Genomic DNA, 15,766 nt, shown 5'->3' with positions numbered 1-15,766 from the left:
AGGGGAATGGCCGGCAGGCACCGGACGCGACGGGAAGGACCATCCAGGTGAGCGCAGACGACACCACGCCGGGCGAGGCGGGCACCCTGCCCCGGCGCCCGACCGTCGCCGACCACATCGTGTCGCGACTGTTCAGCTGGGGCGTCCACCGCTACTTCGGCTATCCCGGCGACGGCATCAACGGCCTGACCTCGGCACTGCAACGCACCAACGGGCGGGCCCAGTTCATCCAGGTCCGCCACGAGGAGACCGCGGGCTTCGCCGCCTCCGCGCACGTCAAGTACGGCGGCGGGCCGCTGGGCTGCGCGCTCGTCACCAGCGGGCCGGGAGCGATCCACCTGCTCAACGGCCTGTACGACGCGAAGCTCGACCACCAACCGGTGATCGCCCTGGTCGGGCACACAGCGACCACCGCCGAGGGCGGCGGCTACTACCAGGAGGTCGACCTGCTCGCCCTCTACAAGGACGTGGCCGCGGCGTTCCTGGCCCAACTCGACCACCCGGCGCAGGTACGCCACCTCGTCGACCGGGCGTGCCGGACGGCGCTGGCCCGCCGTACCGTCACCGCCCTGATCCTGCCGCTGGACATTCAGGACGAGCCGGCCGTCCCGAACCCGCCGCACGCACACGGCTACTACCAGACCAGCAACGCGCCGAGCAGCACGCCGACGGTGCCACCGGAGGCGGACGTACGCCGGGCGGCCGAGGTCCTGCGCGGCGGGCAGCGGGTGGCAATGCTCGTCGGCCAGGGTGCGCTCGGCGCCCGCGACGAGGTCCACGAGATCGCCGATCGACTCGGGGCCGGTGTGGCCGCCGCGTTGCTCGGCTTCACCGCCGTCGACCACCGCGAACCGTGGGTGACAGGCGCGATCGGGTTGCTCGGCACCCGACCGAGCTGGCAGCTGATGAGCGGCTGCGACCGGCTGCTGATCGTGGGCAGCAACATGCCGTACTCCGAGTTCTACCCGAAACCCGGGCAGGCCCGCGCGGTGCAGATCGACCTGGACGGCACCCAGCTCGGGCTGCGATACCCGACCGAGGTGAACCTGACCGGCGACGCCCGCCCCACACTGCGGGCGCTGCTGGACGAGCTGGGCCCCGGCCCCGGGCCGACCGCCTGGCGGTCGGAGATCACCGAGGCCACCTCGGCGTGGCGCCGGGCGCAACACGACCTCGCCGAACAGACCGCCGACCCGGTCAACCCGCAGTTGCTCTTCCACACCCTCAACGAACGCCTACCCGACGACGTGATGCTCGCTGTCGACTGCGGCACCACCACCGCCTGGTACGCCCGACACATCCAGGTACGCCCCGGGATGCTGGCCAGCCTCTCCGGCACGCTGCTGTCCATGGGCGGCGCCATGCCGTACGCGCTGAGCGCCAAGTTCGCCCACCCGGACCGACCGCTCGTCGCCCTGATCGGCGACGGTGCCATGCAGATGAACGGCGTCAACGAGCTGATCACCGTGGCGAAGTACTGGCAGAGCTGGGCGGACCCGCGCTTCGTGGTGCTGGTGCTCAACAACCGGGACCTGGCGTTCGTCAGCTGGGAACAACGCTCCACCGAGGGGACGCCGATGTTCCCGGACAGCCAGCAGTTGCCGGACATCGCCTACCACGAGTGGGCGAGGGTGCTCGGGCTGCACGGCGAGCTGATCGACTCGCCGGATCAGGTGCGCGACGTCTGGGACCGGGCGCTCACCGCCGACCGACCGGTGGTGATCAATGCCCTGGTCGACCCGGCGGAGCTGATGCTGCCACCGCACTTCACCGTCGAGCAGGCCCGCAAGACCGCTGCGGCGGTGCTCCGCGGCGACACCGACTGGGCCGGCATCATCCGCCGCGGCCTCCCGGCAACCCTGGCCAGCTATCGCCCCCGCCGCCGCCAGCCCTGACCCACCCCGCCCCGCCCCCGCCCCACTCCCCGCGATCTTGCACTTTCTGCGCCGACAAGTGCCGCGAATGGGCGTCAATCGACAACAGAAAATGCAAGATCGCGGGGGTACGCGGCACGGGGTACCGGGTGGGACGGGGTGGGGGTCAGCCTCGGCGGTCCAGCCAGCGTTGCAGGGCTGAGCGGGGGTCTTCGGTCGTGGGGGTCTGCGGGCGTTCCGGGGCCTTCGGGCGCTCGACCGGGCGGTGCGGGTCGCCGGCCAACTCGTGGCTCGGTGCGGCGAACGCCTTCTCCGGCTGACCCTTCACGGCAGTGGCCATGACCCGGGCCACCGCGTCGATCACCTTGGTCTGCACCGCCGACCCCACCGAGTCGGCCGGATCGTCCGGGTTCGCGGCGATGCCGGCCACCGCTACCTGCGGGGTGAAGCCGACGAACGTCTCGGTGGAGTTCTGCTCCGAGCTACCCGTCTTACCGGCCACCGGCCGGCCGCCGAGGATGTCGTTCACCCCGTTGGCGGTACCACCGTTGCACTGCCCGAACGCCGACTGCTGACCCACCGGGCAGCGCGCCGCGTCGGTAGCGGCCCGGGCGACGTCGGGGTCGAGCACCCGCTTGCAGGACGGCTGCCCGACCGACACCTTCGCACCGCTCGCGTCGGTCACCGAGACCACCGGCACCGGCGTGCAGTAGGTGCCCTCGGCGGCCACCGTGGCGTACGCGTTGGCCAGGTCCAGCGGGGTGGTGGCCGCCACGCCGAGGGTGAACGAACCCCAGTTCGCGGCGTTGTTCTTCGCGAAGGCGGCATCCGAGTCGGCGCGGAACGTGATGCCGAGCCGCTGCGCCATCTCGACCACCTTGTCCTGGCCGACCTGCTCGGCCAACCAGACGAAGTAGGTGTTCACCGAACGGCCGAAGCCGTCCCACATCATCCGGTACCCGTCCATCCAGTCCGGGTTGGCGTTCGCCGGGCACCAGTGGCCGTCACAACTGCCCGGCCCCTCGGCGGCGTAGCGGGTGGGCAGCTTGGCGGGAGCGTCGAACCCGGTGGAAAGGGTACGGCCCGACTCCAACGCGGCGAGCATGGTGAACAGCTTGAACGTCGAACCCGCCTGGTAACCGTCGACGCTGGCCCCGCCGGAGATCAACGGGTTGACGGTGTTCGGGTGGTTCGCCTGCCCGGCCGGGTTGTCGGCGAGGCTGTAGTGCCTGTTGACCGCCATCGCCAACACCCGCCCGGTGCCGGGCTGGACCGCCGCGATGGGCAGGGCGCGCTTGTTGTCGTACCCGTAGACCTTTGTCGCCTGTTGCTGCGCGGTGGCCTGGATCTTCGGGTCCAGCGAGGTGACCACCGTGTAGCCGCCCGACCGCAGTGCCTGCTCGCGCTCCGCGACGGTGGCCCCGAAGGCCGGCTGGGTCATCCACCACTGGCGCAGGTAGTCGCAGAAGAAGCCCCAGTCGTCGTGGCCCTGGGAGACGGCGGTGCAGCCGGTGGGCTGGGCGGTGGGATGCAGGGCCAGCGGCTCGGCCTTGGCCTGGGCGGCCTGCGCGGCGGTGATCGCGTTCGTGGCGACCATCGAGTCCAGCACGTACGACCGGCGGGTCACCGCCTCGTCCTTGTCGCCGCTGATCGGGCTGTACGCGTCCGGAGACTGCACCAGCCCCGCCAGCAGGGCCGACTCGCCGAGGGTCAACTGGCTCGCGGTCTTGCCGAAGTACCGCTGGCTGGCCGCCGCGATCCCGTACGCGCCGGAGCCGAAGTAGGCGATGTTCAGGTACCTGTCGAGGATCTCGTCCTTGCCGAGGCTCTTGTCCAACGCGCTCGCGTACCGGATCTCCTGGATCTTGCGCCCGACGGTGGGGTCGGTGGCTGCGGCGCGCTCCTCGGCGGTGCGGGTGGGGTCGGTCTTGAGCACGTTACGGACGTACTGCATGGTGAGCGTCGAGCCGCCCTGCTCGGTGCCGCCGCCCTTGACGTTCGCCGCCAGCGCCCGGGCCAGGCCGCGCAGGTCCGCGCCGCCGTGGTCGTAGAAACGCCGGTCCTCGGCCGCCACGATCGCCTGCCGCATGACCGGGGCGATCTCCGACAGGGGGACGTCGGTGCGGTTCACGTCGTAGAACGTGGTGATGAGCGTCCTGCCGTCATTGGCGTACAGGTACGAGCGCTGCGGGGTGGCCGGGGTCTTCAGCGAGGCCGGCAACGCGGCGTACGACCCGAGCGCGGAGCGGGCGGTGAGCCCGAGCAGCAGGTTGCCCGGCAGCGCGGCGACTGCCAGGACAAGCCCGGCCGACACGCCGGCGAGCAGCACTGTGAACAGCCGCGACAGCGGCGAGCGGGAAGCGGCCATGCAACCCAGGATTGCCACGAAAGCGGCCAACCGACCACCCCCAAACCCCCAGTGTCACCAACTTCACGCCCCACCCCCACCCCCACCCCAACCCCACACCCGGCTCGGTGATCAAGAGGTTTGCGTCAAGAACCGGCCTTGATCTGACGCAAACCTCTTGATCACCGCGAGAAAGGTGGGTGGGAGGGGGACGGGAGGGGTTTTTAGGGGTTGGGGGTGCTCAGGCTGGCGCTGGCGGCGTCTCGGGCGGTTTCGCGGGGCATCAGGCGGCCGGAGCGGTAGCCGATGCCGATGCCGGCGATCAGTACGAAGATCGCGCCGAACGTCTGCAACGAGCCGATCAGGGCACCGCCGAGGCCGAGCAGGGGCGCGGCGATGATCAGCATGACGCCGTCGCCGAGGCTGAAGGTGCCCGAGCGGGCCACCGCCCACCCGGTGAGGAACCAGCCCACGCTGTAGAACGTCGCGCCGAGCAGCACCAGCGACCGGGCGGTGGTGCCGAAGACCGGCGTCTGCTCCTCGAACCCGGCGAACGGGAGCATGAGCACGGTGCCGGCGATACTGACCAGCAGCCCCGCGGCGGCCACCCGGCGGCTGCGGGTCGCGGCCAGCAGCCCGGTGAGGGCCAGCAACGCGAGCAGGCCGAGCCAGACCGCCGCCACCCAGCCGATCAGGTAGACCGCCTGGCCGTCGGCCGGATAGGGGTCGTTGCCCACCCCTCCGTCGCTGGCCATCGCCACCGCGCCGTAGAGGATGGCGTACGCGGGCAGCAGCCACACCGCCGCCCGCGCGAACCGACGTACCGAGAAGGCCCAACTGGCGTTCGTGGCCGGGGCGCCCGGGGTCGGCTCACCGACGAAGGGCAGTACGCCGAACCCACCACCGCTTGCGCGGGAGCCCAGCGGGGCGACCGGGTCGTGCGCGCCGGGCACCGGGGCCGAGGACCACATCCGATTCGCCGGATCCTTCATGCGTCACCTCGCTCGTCGTCGAGCGGTGCACCGACGCGCCGGGGCGCCCCGATTGCCTGGTCACCACCCGTCCTAGGACTGATCGTGGCAGGCGTCGGAGCGCCCCATGAGTCTTTTTCGTATTACCGCGTGATCAGCCGCGTTCGCGCTGGTCGGCCGGGTCCTCGACGAGGCTGCTCGGCGAGACCGGCTCCGGTGCGGGCAGCCCCTGCGGCCCCTTGCTGCCGGTGACCTGCGCCTCGGCGACGCGTACCTCGTCGTGGATCTGCTGAGCGGCGTCCGCCGCGGCCTGCGCCGCCTCGGCGGCCTCGCGCTCCACCTGGCTCGCGTGGTCGGCGGCCTCCGGCGAGGGAAGGTCCCCCACCATCTGGCTCAGCCCACCGAGCGCGCCACCCATCCCCTCCAGGGCCTTGGTCAGCTCGGCCGGGATGATCCAGACCTTGTTGGCGCTGCCCTGGGCGATCTGCGGCAGAGCCTGCAGGTACTGGTAGGCGAGCACCTTCTGGCTCGGGTTGGCCTGGTGGATGGCGTCGAACACCGTCCGGATCGCCTTCGCCTGACCCTCGGCCTGCAGGATCCGGGCCTGCCGGTCACCGTCGGCCCGCAACACCGCCGACTGCTTGTCACCCTCGGCGGTGAGGATCACTGACTGCTTGTGGCCCTCGGCGGTCAGGATCGCCGCACGGCGGTCCCGCTCGGCGCGCATCTGCTTCTCCATCGAGTCGCGGATGCTCGCCGGCGGCTCGATCGCCTTGATCTCGACCCGGGTGACCTTGATGCCCCAGCGGCCGGTGGTCTCGTCGAGCACGCCCGACAGGTGCCTGTTGATCTCGTCCCGGCTGGTCAGTGCCCGCTCCAGGTCCAGCGAACCGATCACGTTACGCAACGTGGTGACCGTCAACTGCTCGATGGCCTGGAGGAAGCTGGAGATCTCGTAGGTCGCCCGAACCGAGTCGACCACCTTGAAGTACAGAACCGTGTCGATCGAGACCACCAGGTTGTCCGAGGTGATCACCGGCTGCGGCGGGAAGCTGACCACCTGCTCCCGCATGTCGACCTTGGTGCGGACCGCGTCGATGAACGGCACCAGCAGGTTGAGGCCGGGGTTGAGGGTGCGCTTGTACTTGCCGAGCCGTTCCACCACGTCCTGGCGCTGCTGCGGCACGATCCGCACCGCCTTGGCCAGCGTTATCACGGCGATCAACGCCACCGCGATCACCAGCACCCCGATTAAGGTCATCCCGTTCACCCTCTCGATTCCGGCAGCTCGCCGGAGGAAGAAACATCGTCCTGCCAGACCAGGGCGGTAGCGCCCCGGACCTTTATCACCCGAACCCGCTGACCGGGTTCGTAGAACTGTGTCGTGTCGTACGACCGGGCGCTCCACAACTCGCCGTCGATCTTGACGAGACCGTGCTCGGCGTCCACCCGTTCCAGCACCAGTGCCGTCGAGCCCTCGATGGCCTCCACGCCGAACGGCTGCTCGCCGTTCTCCAGCGCGGAGCGGCTGTGCCGCCGGATGACCGGCCGGACCACCACCAGACTCAACGCCGACACCACAGCGAAGACGAGCGCCTGCACGGCGACCGGCGCGCCCAGGGCGGCCGCACCGGCGGCGGCGAACGCACCGGCCCCGAACATGATCAGAAATAGCGTCGTCGTGAAGATCTCGGCGACGGCCAGCAGCACACCCACAACGATCCACACCACGGCGTCCACCCCCTGATCGTGACACGCAAATGCACGCGCGGCCTCCCCGCGAAGATCAGTAGGCTCGGCGAGGCCCTTTCCGGCACGCCATAACGGCACGAAACGGCGGCCCGACCCGAGGAGATCCCGTTGGCCCTGCTACCCGAGACCGCCCGACAGATCGACACCCTGGTTGCTCAGGCACAGGCCGACGGGCGTACCCCCTCGCTGGTGCTGGGCGTGGTCCGCGACGGCACGCTGGCGCACGTGGCCGCCGCCGGCGAACACCCTCGACCGGACATCGACCTGCAGTACCGGGTGGGCTCGATCAGCAAGACGATGACCGCCACGCTCGTCATGCAGCTGCGCGACGCCGGCCGACTGGCCCTCGACGACCGGCTGGAGCAGCACCTGCCGGGCACCGGCGTGGGCGCGCTCACAGTGCGCCAACTGCTCGGACACGCCAGCGGCATCCAGCGCGAACCCGATGGCGACTGGTGGGAGCGGGCGGCCGGCGTCGACCTGACCACCCTGCTCGCCGGGGTCGACGCCGACAAGATCGCTCACCCGCCGCACCGCACGTACCACTACTCGAACCTGGCGTACGGGCTGCTCGGCGGGTTGCTCGAACGGCTCACCGGAACACAGTGGGCCGACCTGCTCACCGAACGGGTCCTCACCCCGCTGGGCCTGGGTCGCACCACCTACGCGGCCACCGAGCCGTACGCCCGCGGTTACGTCGTCCACCCCTGGCACGGCACGCTGCGCGAGGAACCCCGTACCGACACCGGCGCCATGGCCCCCGCCGGGCAGCTCTGGTCGACGATCGAGGACCTGGGCCGCTGGGCGGCGTTCCTGGCCGAACCCGACCCGTCGGTGTTGGCAGCCGAGACGCTCACCGAGATGTGCTCACCCGTGGTGATCAGCGACGACTCCTGGACCGGCGGGCACGGCCTGGGGCTGGAGCTCTACCGGGACGGCGAGCGGGTGTACGTCGGGCACGGCGGCTCGATGCCCGGGTACGTGGCCGCGCTCGTGGTGCACCGGCCCACCCGTACCGCTGTGGTCGGCTTCGCCAACTCGTACGGCTTCCCGATCAGCGGGCTCGGCCGCCGCCTGCTGACCACTGTGCTGGACGCCGAACCGCCGTTGCCGCAGCCGTGGCGACCGGCCACCGCCGCGCCCGGTGCCGGGTTGGCCGAGCTGACCGGTCGCTGGTGGTGGATGGGCACGTCGCTGGACCTGCGCTGGGACGCGGACGAGCTGGTGGCCCACGTACGCGGTGAGCGGCTCAGCCGGTTCACCGCCGAGGGGACGGACCGCTGGCGGGGGCGCTCGGGCCCGGAGAACGGCGAGATCCTGTCGGTGCTGCGCGACGACAGCGGACGGGCGGTGGCCGTCGACATCGCCACGTTCGTCTTCACGCGCAGCCCGGACGAGGTGCCCTGACCCGCCGCCCGGCCGGATCAGCCGGACCGGGCGGTCAGGCCGGCTCGGTGACGAAGTCGATGAGACGTTCCATGGCGTTGATCAGGGGCGTCTCCACGTCGGCGAAGCTGTTCACCCGGGACAGGATGTGCCGCCACATGTCCGCCGGTTCGGCCACCCCGAGGGCCGCGCAGACCCCCTCCTTCCACGGCCGTCCCGGCGGCACCACCGGCCAGGCCTCGATGCCCAACGCCGCCGGCTTGACCGCCTGCCACACGTCCACGTAGGGGTGCCCGGTCACCAGCACGTGCGGTGAGTTCACCCGGGCGACGATCCGGCTCTCCTTGCTGCCCGGCACCAGGTGGTCGACGAGCACGCCCAGCCGCCGGGTCGGGCCGGGGCCGAAGTCGCGTACCTCGGCGTCGAGGGCGTCGATGCCGTCCAACGGCTCGACGACCACGCCCTCGATCCGGAGGTCGTCGCCCCAGATCCGCTCGACGAGCGCGGCGTCGTGGATGCCCTCCACCCAGATGCGGCTGGCCTTGGCCACCTGGGCGCGCACGTTGTCCACCGCCACCGAACCGGACGCGGTCCGCCGACGGGCCGCCGGCACCGCCGCCCGGGTCGGTCGGCGTAGCGTCACCGGGCGCCCGTCGAGGAGGAACGCCGCCGGCAGCAGCGGGAAGTTGCGCCGTTTGCCGTGCCGGTCCTCCAACACGACAGCGCCGGCCTCGAAGCCCACCACCGCTCCGCAGAACCCGGAGTCGGCGTCCTCGACCACGAGGTCCGGTTCGGCGTCCACCTCGGGGGTGACCTTGCGCCGTCGCCAGTCGCCCGCCAACACGTCCTCGCCGTATCGCCCCGCCATGTCGATCACGCTAGACCCCGCCCGCGCCCACCCCGGTTCCCGACACACCGCCCCGGCCGTCGACCGCCGGCCACACACCAGTGTCAGAGGGCAGGGACTGGGGCGAACAGGGCAGTTGGGGGCAGGCCGGGCGACCGGAGCGGCAGCCGAGACAGGGCCGGTCGTGACCACGTACCCTTTCGGCATGTCCACCCCCGCAACGGGCGCGGCCACACTCGCGCCGCGCCGGTCCAGCCGGTTCGTTGCCTGGGTGCGCGCGTGGCGCGCCGGGTTGGTGCCGTACGACGAGGTCGCCGACGCCATCGCCGGCGACGAGGAACACCTCGTCGCGGACGCCCCGGGCACCTGGACCGACGTCCCGCTGGGCGCCGCGCTGCCCACCCTGGCCAAGCTCTCCCCGGACGAGATCCGCCTGGTGCTGCCCGCGCCGGGCGACCCCCGAGGTCTGCCCGGCCCCGGCGACTTCACCGGTGCGGCGCTGGTCACGGGCGAGGCGGTGGTCGCCGGCGCGCTCGGGCTGATCCCCCACGTGCGGCTGCACACCTCCGGCTCGGGGGACTGTTTCGAGACGGTGCTCTGGCGCGTCTACCCGCTGCCGGCCAACGCCCCCGCCGCGTCACTGTCGTTCCCTGGTGCCGCCGAGGCGGAGGCCGAACTGGCCGCCGCACTGGCCGAGACGACCGCCGTGCTGACCCGCCTCGACGTCGCCCAGTGGCGGCCCGAGCTGGCCGGTGCGCTGGCCGCGCTCCGCCGCCCGGACGGCACCACCGACCTGCCACCGGGCTTCGACCCGCGATCCCGCCGGCTCTTCGCCCGGGCCGCGGTGCTCGACCGGGTGCTGGCACTGGCCGGGCACGCCGCCCCGGGCGGTGCGATCAACAACTACGAGGCACAGCAACGGGACGCGGCACTGCGGCCACTCACAGCGGCCTGCCGGCAGGCGCTGGTGGCCGCCTGCAACGCCCCCCTGCGCCCCTGACCAGCACCGGCACCACCACGCGACCTGGTCGGTCAGATCTCGTCGAGCAGGTCCGCTACCGAGTTGACGATCCGGGACGGGCGGTACGGGTAACGCTCCGCCTCCGTGCGGCTGCTGATCCCGGTGAGCACCAGGATCGTCTCCAGCCCGGCCTCCAGACCGCACAGGATGTCGGTGTCCATCCGGTCACCGATCATCGCGGTGCTCTCCGAGTGCGCGTTGATGGTGTTGAGCGCCGAGCGCATCATCATCGGGTTGGGTTTGCCGACGAAGTACGGCTCGACCCCCGTCGCCTTGGAGATCATGGCGGCGACCGAGCCGGCGGCGGGTAGCGCGCCCTCCACGGACGGGCCGGTCACGTCGGGGTTGGTGCAGATGAACCGGGCGCCGTCGTTGATCAGACGGACGGCCTTGGTGATCGCCTCGAAGCTGTAGGTGCGGGTCTCGCCGAGCACCACGTAGTCGGGGGCGAAATCGGTCAGCACGTAGCCGACCGCGTGCAGGGCCGTGGTCAGCCCGGCCTCACCGATGACGTACGCGGTGCCACCCGGGCGCTGGTCGGCGAGGAACTGACCGGTGGCCAGGGCCGAGGACCAGATCGACTCCTCCGGCACGTCCAGCCCCATCCGGCTCAGCCGGGCCGTCAGATCCCGTGGGGTGTAGATCGAGTTGTTCGTCAACACCAGGAACGGCTTGCCGGAGGCGCGCATCCGGGTGATGAACTCCGGCGCGCCGGGCACCGGCTGGCCCTCGTGCACGAGCACGCCGTCCATGTCGGTCAGCCAACTCTGCACTGGCTTACGGTCATGCATCGGTTCCCCCAGCAGGCGTCGGGCGACGGGTCGGCACGCAGCAGACGGTGGCGCAGGTGTCCCACATGGGCAGCTCACCCAGCCGGCGGCGCAGCTGCGCGCCGTCCGGGTCGGTCCGCTCGGTGACCAGCTCACGCACCATCCGCACGAAGCGCGGGTCGGTGCCCGGCGTGCCGGCCCGGACGAAGTCCAGGCCGAGCTGCTTCGCCGTCTCCAACGCCTCGGTGTCCAGGTCCCACACGACCTCGAGGTGATCGGACACGAACCCGATCGGGCTGACCACCACGCCCGTGGTGCCGCCCTGCGCGAGGGCGGCCAGGTGATCGTTGATGTCCGGTTCCAGCCACGGCACCTGCGGCGGGCCGGAGCGGCTCTGCCACACCAGGTCGTACGCCAGGTCGGGTGCGGCGGCCGCGGCGACGAGCCGGGCGGTCTCGTGCAGTTGCGCCTCGTACCGGCCGCCGTGCGGGCCGGCGTTGGCGGCCATGGAGCTGGGGATGGAGTGGGCGGTGAAGACCAACCGCGTGGTGTCCCGCGACGCCGGGTCGAGGTGGCCCAGTGCCGCCCGGACCGCGTCGACGTGCGGCTCGACGAAGCCGGGATGGTCCCAGAACTGGCGCAGCTTCTCGATCACCGGGGCGTCCGGGCCAACGGCGGCCCGCGCGGCGGCGATGTCCTCCTGGTACTGGCGGCAGGACGAGTAGCCGCCGTACGCGCTGGTGACGAAGGCCAACGCCCGGGTGACCCCGTCGTCGCGCATCTGGGTCACCGTGTCGGCGAGCATCGGGTCCCAGTTGCGGTTGCCCCAGTAGATGGGCAGGTCGAGACCGTTCGCGGCGAAGTCGGCGCGGACCGCGACCAACAGGTCCCGGCACTGCTCGTTGATCGGCGACACCCCACCGAAGTGCTGGTAGTGCTCGGCGACCTCGGCCAGCCGCTCGGGCGGCACCCCCCGGCCCCGGGTCACGTTCTGCAGGAACGGCATCACGTCCTCGGGCCGCTCGGGGCCACCGAAGGACACCAGCACCACCGCGTCGTACGACATGGGGTCATTCTTGCCCCTCGGCCGGGACGTCCCGGCGACGCCCCCTGGTCGGGACGCGTAGATCACGCGAACGGCGACCAGGGGGCGTCGTGGTGCGGGTCAGGAACCGATGGCGTGGTAGCCGCCGTCGACGTGGACGATCTCGCCGGTGGTGGCCGGGAACCAGTCGGAGAGCAACGCCAGGCAGGCCCGCGCGGCGGGCTCCTGGTCGGTGAGGCTCCAGCCCAGCGGGGCCCGCTCCGCCCAGGCGGACTCGAACTGGTCGAAGCCGGGGATCGACTTCGCGGCGATGGTGCGCAGCGGCCCGGCGGCCACCAGGTTGCTGCGGATGCCCTGCTTGCCCAGGTGCAGGGCCAGGTAGCGGGACGCGGACTCCAGGCCGGCCTTGGCGACGCCCATCCAGTCGTAGACCGGCCAGGCCTTCGTCGCGTCGAAGGTCAGGCCGACCACCGCGCCGCCGGGAGACATCAGCGGCAGCGCCGCCATGGCGAGGGACTTGTACGAGAAGGTGGAGACGTGCAGGGCGGTCGCCACGTCCTCCCACGGCGCGTCGAGGAAGCCGCCACCGAGGCAGCTCTGCGGGGCGAAGCCGATGGAGTGCACGACACCGTCGAGCCCGTCGACGTGCTCGCGGACCCGGTCGGCGAGGCCGGCCAGGTGCTCGGTGTTCGTGACGTCCACCTCGATGACCGGCGCAGGCTCGGGCAGTCGCTTGGCGATCCGCTCGACCAGGGAGAGCCGGCCGTAGCCGGTGAGCACGACCTGCGCGCCATTTTCCTGAGCGAGCTTCGCCACCGAGAAGGCGATCGAGGCGTCGGTGATGACACCGGTGACGAGCAGCCGCTTACCGGCGAGCAGTCCGGACATCCGAGGGTTCCTCCGTACGTAGGTGGGGATCAGTGGCCCATGCCGAGGCCGCCGTCGACCGGGATGACAGCCCCGGAGACGTAGCCGGCGCTGTCCGAGGCCAGCCAGGTGACCACGTCGGCGACCTCGTCCGGGCTGGCCATCCGGCCGGCCGGGATGGACTTGAGGATCTCCGCCTTGCGGTCGTCGGTGAGGCCGGCGGTCATGTCGGTGTCGATGAAGCCGGGCGCCACCACGTTCGCGGTGATGTTGCGGCTGCCCAGCTCCCTGGTGATCGAGCGGGCGACGCCGACGAGGCCGGCCTTGCTGGCGGCGTAGTTGACCTGCCCGGCGCCGCCGGCGAGGCCGACCACCGAGGAGATGAAGATCATGCGACCCCACTTGGCGCGGAGCATCTTGCCGGAGGCCCGCTTCGCGACCCGGAACGCGCCGGTGAGGTTGGTGTCCACCACGTCGGTGAACTGCTCCTCGGTCATCCGCAGCAGCAGCGTGTCGGCGGTCATGCCGGCGTTGGCGACAAGCACCTCGACCGGCCCCAGCTCGGCCTCGACGGCGGTGAACGCGGCGTCGATCGAGGCGGCGTCGGTGACGTCGGCGCGGACACCGAACAGGCTGCCGTGATGGCCTGCTTCGCCTGCGCCAAACCCCGGCTCGGCTGCGCCGGCACCGGGCACCCCCCGACCCCGGTGGGTGACCGCCACCCGGTCACCCTGCTTGGCGAAGGCCTGCGCGATGGCCAGGCCGATCCCCCGGTTGCCCCCGGTCACCAGCACGGTGCGAGCCACTGTTCCCCCTTGCGAAGTCAGCACGGACGCGCGAAAGCCTAGGCGTTACCGGCAGGTAAGCGCTAACGGGAGGCGTGTCACACCGAGGTACGACACCCCGATCAACCCCTGGTGGCACGCGTCGTGACGGGGTCGGCCCGTAGCCTCCGGGTGGTGAACCGGCATCCGGTCGCCGTGGCCCTGCGGGCTCTGCGACAGACCCTGCTGGGCCCGGACGCCCCGGCCGGCCGGCCGCTGCTGGCCCGGTGGCCCGCAGCGGCCCGCTACGCCGCCCCGGTCGGCCTGCTCGCCGCGCTCAGCCTCTTCCTGATCACGCTCACCGTGGAGAGCGACTGGGGCCTACCACCTCCGATCGCGCTGCTGTTCGCGGCGATGACCGTGGCGCCGCTGCTGGCGCTGCCGCGGCGTCCGCTGCTGGCCTGGCGGCTGACGGTGCTGGCCCTGCTGATCTGCACGTTCAACGCCCCGGCCGACCAGTCCTGGCCGTGGACCCCGCCGCTGGCGCTCGGGTCGGTCGCGGTGCTGGCGGTGGTCGTCGCACGGGTCGACCGGCCGGTGCTGGCCTGGGTGGTGACCATCAGCACGGTGCCGGTGCTCACCCTTGTCGATCCCGCGAACCGGGTCCCCGTTCTGCTGCTGCTCGGCGCGCTGGCGATCGTCGGCGACCTGATCCGTCGCAACCGGCTGTCCCGGCACGCGCTGGCGGCCCAGGCCGAGCTGAGCGAACGCGAGCAGGAACGCCGCGCGGTGCTGGAGGAACGCACCCGCATCGCCCGCGAACTGCACGACGTGGTGGCCCACCACATGTCGCTGATAGCGGTGCAGGCGGAGACGGCCCCGTACCGGCTGACGGACGTTCCGGCCCCGGCAGCCGCCGAGTTCGTCGCCATCGCCGCGTCGGCCCGCGACGCGCTCACCGACATGCGGCGGCTGCTCGGGGTGCTGCGCAGTGAGACGGGCGGACCGCAGACCACGCCACAGCCGGACCTCGCCGACCTGGGCGCGATGGTGGACGTGGCACGCCGGGCCGGGCTGCCGGTCACCCTGGACGCCGAACCGGTGGACGACGACCGGGTGCCCGCACCGGTCGGGCTGGCCGCGTACCGCATCGTGCAGGAGGGCCTGGCCAACGCGGCCCGCCACGCGGCCGGGGCCACGGTGCGGGTCACCGTCCGCGTCGGCCGGTCCCGTCTGGGGGTACGCGTCGAAAACTCCCCGGCCGACGTCCGACCGGCCACCGACGGCGGCTCCGGGCACGGGCTGACCGGCATGCGGGAGCGGGCCACCTCACTGGGCGGTACGTTCACCGCCGGGCCGCTGCCCGACGGGGGTTACGCGGTGGCGGCCGAGTTGCCGTACGACGCGGAGGGCGGAGACCGATGATCCGGGTGTTGATCGTCGACGACCAGGCGATGGTCCGGCAGGGCTTCGGCGCGCTGCTCGCCGCCCAACCGGATCTGCTGGTGGTGGGTGACGCCGCCGACGGGGCGCAGGCGGTGGCCGCCGCCCGCCACCTCGACCCGGACGTGGTGCTGATGGACGTGCGGATGCCGGTGATGGACGGGTTGGAGGCCACCCGCAGGCTGCTCGGTGACCGGTCGGCGCAGCGACCCCGGGTGCTCATCCTCACCACCTTCGACCTGGACGACTACGTGTACGAGGCGTTGCGTGCCGGGGCCAGCGGGTTCCTGCTCAAGGACGCCCCGGCGGCCGATCTGGTGCAGGCGGTGCGGGTGGTGGCGGCCGGCGACGCGCTGCTCGCCCCGGCGGTCACCCGTCGGCTGATCGCCGAGTTCGCGGCCCGCCCGGACCGCCGCCGACCCCGCCCCACCGACCTGGCCGGGCTCACTCCCCGCGAGACCGAGGTGCTGCGCCTGATCGCCCGGGGCCGCAACAACGCGGAGATCGCGGGTGACCTGGTGGTGGCCGAGCAGACGGTGAAGACCCACGTCGGGCGGATCCTCGCCAAGCTGGGGCTGCGCGACCGGGCCCAGGCCGTGGTGCTGGCGTACGAGACGGGTCTGGTGGCCGCCGGCGAGTAGCCCCGGGGAGCCAGCCTCCGAACCGCTCCGCGGGACGA

The 15,766-nt window shown here is 71.9% G+C and carries 14 protein-coding genes; 5 read left to right on the top strand and 9 right to left on the bottom strand.

Annotated features, from left to right (window positions below; all coding sequences use genetic code 11):
- Positions 1-47 precede the first annotated feature (47 nt).
- Positions 48-1,895 carry a thiamine pyrophosphate-requiring protein gene (locus ABZ406_RS26200; RefSeq protein WP_357766786.1) on the top strand — a complete coding sequence of 616 codons (1,848 nt, stop codon included), beginning with the start codon at positions 48-50 and terminating at the stop codon, positions 1,893-1,895.
- 145 nt (positions 1,896-2,040) lie between these two features.
- Here the strand turns inward: ABZ406_RS26200 and ABZ406_RS26195 are convergent, their stop codons facing one another.
- From ABZ406_RS26195 to ABZ406_RS26180, 4 genes are all read right to left on the bottom strand, one after another.
- Positions 2,041-4,242, bottom strand: coding sequence for a transglycosylase domain-containing protein (locus ABZ406_RS26195; protein ID WP_357766783.1), 2,202 nt, complete (start codon positions 4,240-4,242; stop codon positions 2,041-2,043).
- Between the two features lie 203 nt (positions 4,243-4,445).
- A complete protein-coding gene (locus ABZ406_RS26190) occupies positions 4,446-5,213 on the bottom strand; it encodes a hypothetical protein (RefSeq protein ID WP_357766780.1) in 768 nt (255 codons plus the stop codon).
- 133 nt (positions 5,214-5,346) lie between these two features.
- Positions 5,347-6,453, bottom strand: coding sequence for an SPFH domain-containing protein (locus tag ABZ406_RS26185; protein WP_357766776.1), 1,107 nt, complete (start codon positions 6,451-6,453; stop codon positions 5,347-5,349).
- Between the two features lie 5 nt (positions 6,454-6,458).
- Complete coding sequence (locus ABZ406_RS26180; protein WP_357766773.1) at positions 6,459-6,932, bottom strand: NfeD family protein; 474 nt, start codon at positions 6,930-6,932, stop codon at positions 6,459-6,461.
- Positions 6,933-7,052: 120 nt separating this feature from the next.
- Here ABZ406_RS26180 and ABZ406_RS26175 point away from each other — a divergent pair, with 120 nt between their 5' ends.
- Positions 7,053-8,351 carry a serine hydrolase domain-containing protein gene (locus tag ABZ406_RS26175; RefSeq protein ID WP_357766770.1) on the top strand — a complete coding sequence of 433 codons (1,299 nt, stop codon included), beginning with the start codon at positions 7,053-7,055 and terminating at the stop codon, positions 8,349-8,351.
- 34 nt (positions 8,352-8,385) lie between these two features.
- On the opposite strand, the gene ABZ406_RS26170 is transcribed toward ABZ406_RS26175, so the two are convergent.
- Entirely contained in the window at positions 8,386-9,198 is an 813-nt protein-coding gene (locus ABZ406_RS26170; RefSeq protein WP_357766767.1) for a DUF3097 domain-containing protein, read from the bottom strand.
- A gap of 184 nt (positions 9,199-9,382) precedes the next feature.
- Here ABZ406_RS26170 and ABZ406_RS26165 point away from each other — a divergent pair, with 184 nt between their 5' ends.
- Positions 9,383-10,177 (top strand): hypothetical protein, encoded by a 795-nt coding sequence (locus ABZ406_RS26165; RefSeq protein ID WP_357766765.1) that lies wholly within the window; start codon positions 9,383-9,385, stop codon positions 10,175-10,177.
- Positions 10,178-10,209: 32 nt separating this feature from the next.
- Here ABZ406_RS26165 and ABZ406_RS26160 read toward each other — a convergent pair whose 3' ends face one another.
- The 4 genes from ABZ406_RS26160 to fabG all read right to left on the bottom strand — a co-directional run bounded on the left by ABZ406_RS26160 (position 10,210) and on the right by fabG (position 13,686).
- Complete coding sequence (locus ABZ406_RS26160; protein WP_357766762.1) at positions 10,210-10,989, bottom strand: HAD-IIA family hydrolase; 780 nt, start codon at positions 10,987-10,989, stop codon at positions 10,210-10,212.
- A complete protein-coding gene (locus ABZ406_RS26155) occupies positions 10,982-12,034 on the bottom strand; it encodes a ferrochelatase (protein ID WP_357766759.1) in 1,053 nt (350 codons plus the stop codon). The genes ABZ406_RS26160 and ABZ406_RS26155 overlap by 8 nt, the downstream gene beginning before the upstream one ends.
- Positions 12,035-12,133: 99 nt before the next feature.
- The gene (fabI, locus tag ABZ406_RS26150) at positions 12,134-12,901 is read right to left on the bottom strand and encodes an enoyl-ACP reductase FabI (protein ID WP_357766757.1); all 768 of its coding nucleotides are present in this window, start codon (positions 12,899-12,901) and stop codon (positions 12,134-12,136) included.
- A 29-nt stretch (positions 12,902-12,930) separates the two neighbouring features.
- Positions 12,931-13,686 carry a 3-oxoacyl-ACP reductase FabG gene (gene fabG, locus ABZ406_RS26145; protein ID WP_357766754.1) on the bottom strand — a complete coding sequence of 252 codons (756 nt, stop codon included), beginning with the start codon at positions 13,684-13,686 and terminating at the stop codon, positions 12,931-12,933.
- A 153-nt stretch (positions 13,687-13,839) separates the two neighbouring features.
- Between fabG and ABZ406_RS26140 the strand changes: the two genes are divergently transcribed.
- Positions 13,840-15,069 (top strand): histidine kinase, encoded by a 1,230-nt coding sequence (locus ABZ406_RS26140; protein ID WP_357766751.1) that lies wholly within the window; start codon positions 13,840-13,842, stop codon positions 15,067-15,069.
- The gene (locus ABZ406_RS26135; RefSeq protein ID WP_357766748.1) at positions 15,066-15,728 is read left to right on the top strand and encodes a response regulator transcription factor; all 663 of its coding nucleotides are present in this window, start codon (positions 15,066-15,068) and stop codon (positions 15,726-15,728) included. Before ABZ406_RS26140 ends, ABZ406_RS26135 begins: the two co-directional genes overlap by 4 nt.
- The last annotated feature ends 38 nt before the right edge of the window (positions 15,729-15,766 follow it).

The sequence above is a fragment of the Micromonospora sp. NPDC005710 genome, assembly GCF_040630995.1.
GTDB lineage: Bacteria > Actinomycetota > Actinomycetes > Mycobacteriales > Micromonosporaceae > Micromonospora.
Note: the sequence above shows the minus strand (reverse complement) of the source record. Positions and strands in the feature narration are given on the sequence as shown.

Excerpts from the sequence above, each read along its gene's own strand:
- ABZ406_RS26195 (WP_357766783.1), bottom strand. The coding sequence starts at position 4,242 with ATGGCCGCTTCCCGCTCGCCGCTGTCGCGGCTGTTCACAGTGCTGCTC.
- ABZ406_RS26190 (WP_357766780.1), bottom strand. The coding sequence starts at position 5,213 with ATGAAGGATCCGGCGAATCGGATGTGGTCCTCGGCCCCGGTGCCCGGC.
- ABZ406_RS26185 (WP_357766776.1), bottom strand. The coding sequence starts at position 6,453 with ATGACCTTAATCGGGGTGCTGGTGATCGCGGTGGCGTTGATCGCCGTG.
- ABZ406_RS26170 (WP_357766767.1), bottom strand. The coding sequence starts at position 9,198 with ATGGCGGGGCGATACGGCGAGGACGTGTTGGCGGGCGACTGGCGACGG.
- ABZ406_RS26165 (WP_357766765.1), top strand. The coding sequence starts at position 9,383 with ATGTCCACCCCCGCAACGGGCGCGGCCACACTCGCGCCGCGCCGGTCC.
- ABZ406_RS26160 (WP_357766762.1), bottom strand. The coding sequence starts at position 10,989 with ATGCATGACCGTAAGCCAGTGCAGAGTTGGCTGACCGACATGGACGGC.
- ABZ406_RS26155 (WP_357766759.1), bottom strand. The coding sequence starts at position 12,034 with ATGTCGTACGACGCGGTGGTGCTGGTGTCCTTCGGTGGCCCCGAGCGG.
- fabI (WP_357766757.1), bottom strand. The coding sequence starts at position 12,901 with ATGTCCGGACTGCTCGCCGGTAAGCGGCTGCTCGTCACCGGTGTCATC.
- ABZ406_RS26135 (WP_357766748.1), top strand. The coding sequence starts at position 15,066 with ATGATCCGGGTGTTGATCGTCGACGACCAGGCGATGGTCCGGCAGGGC.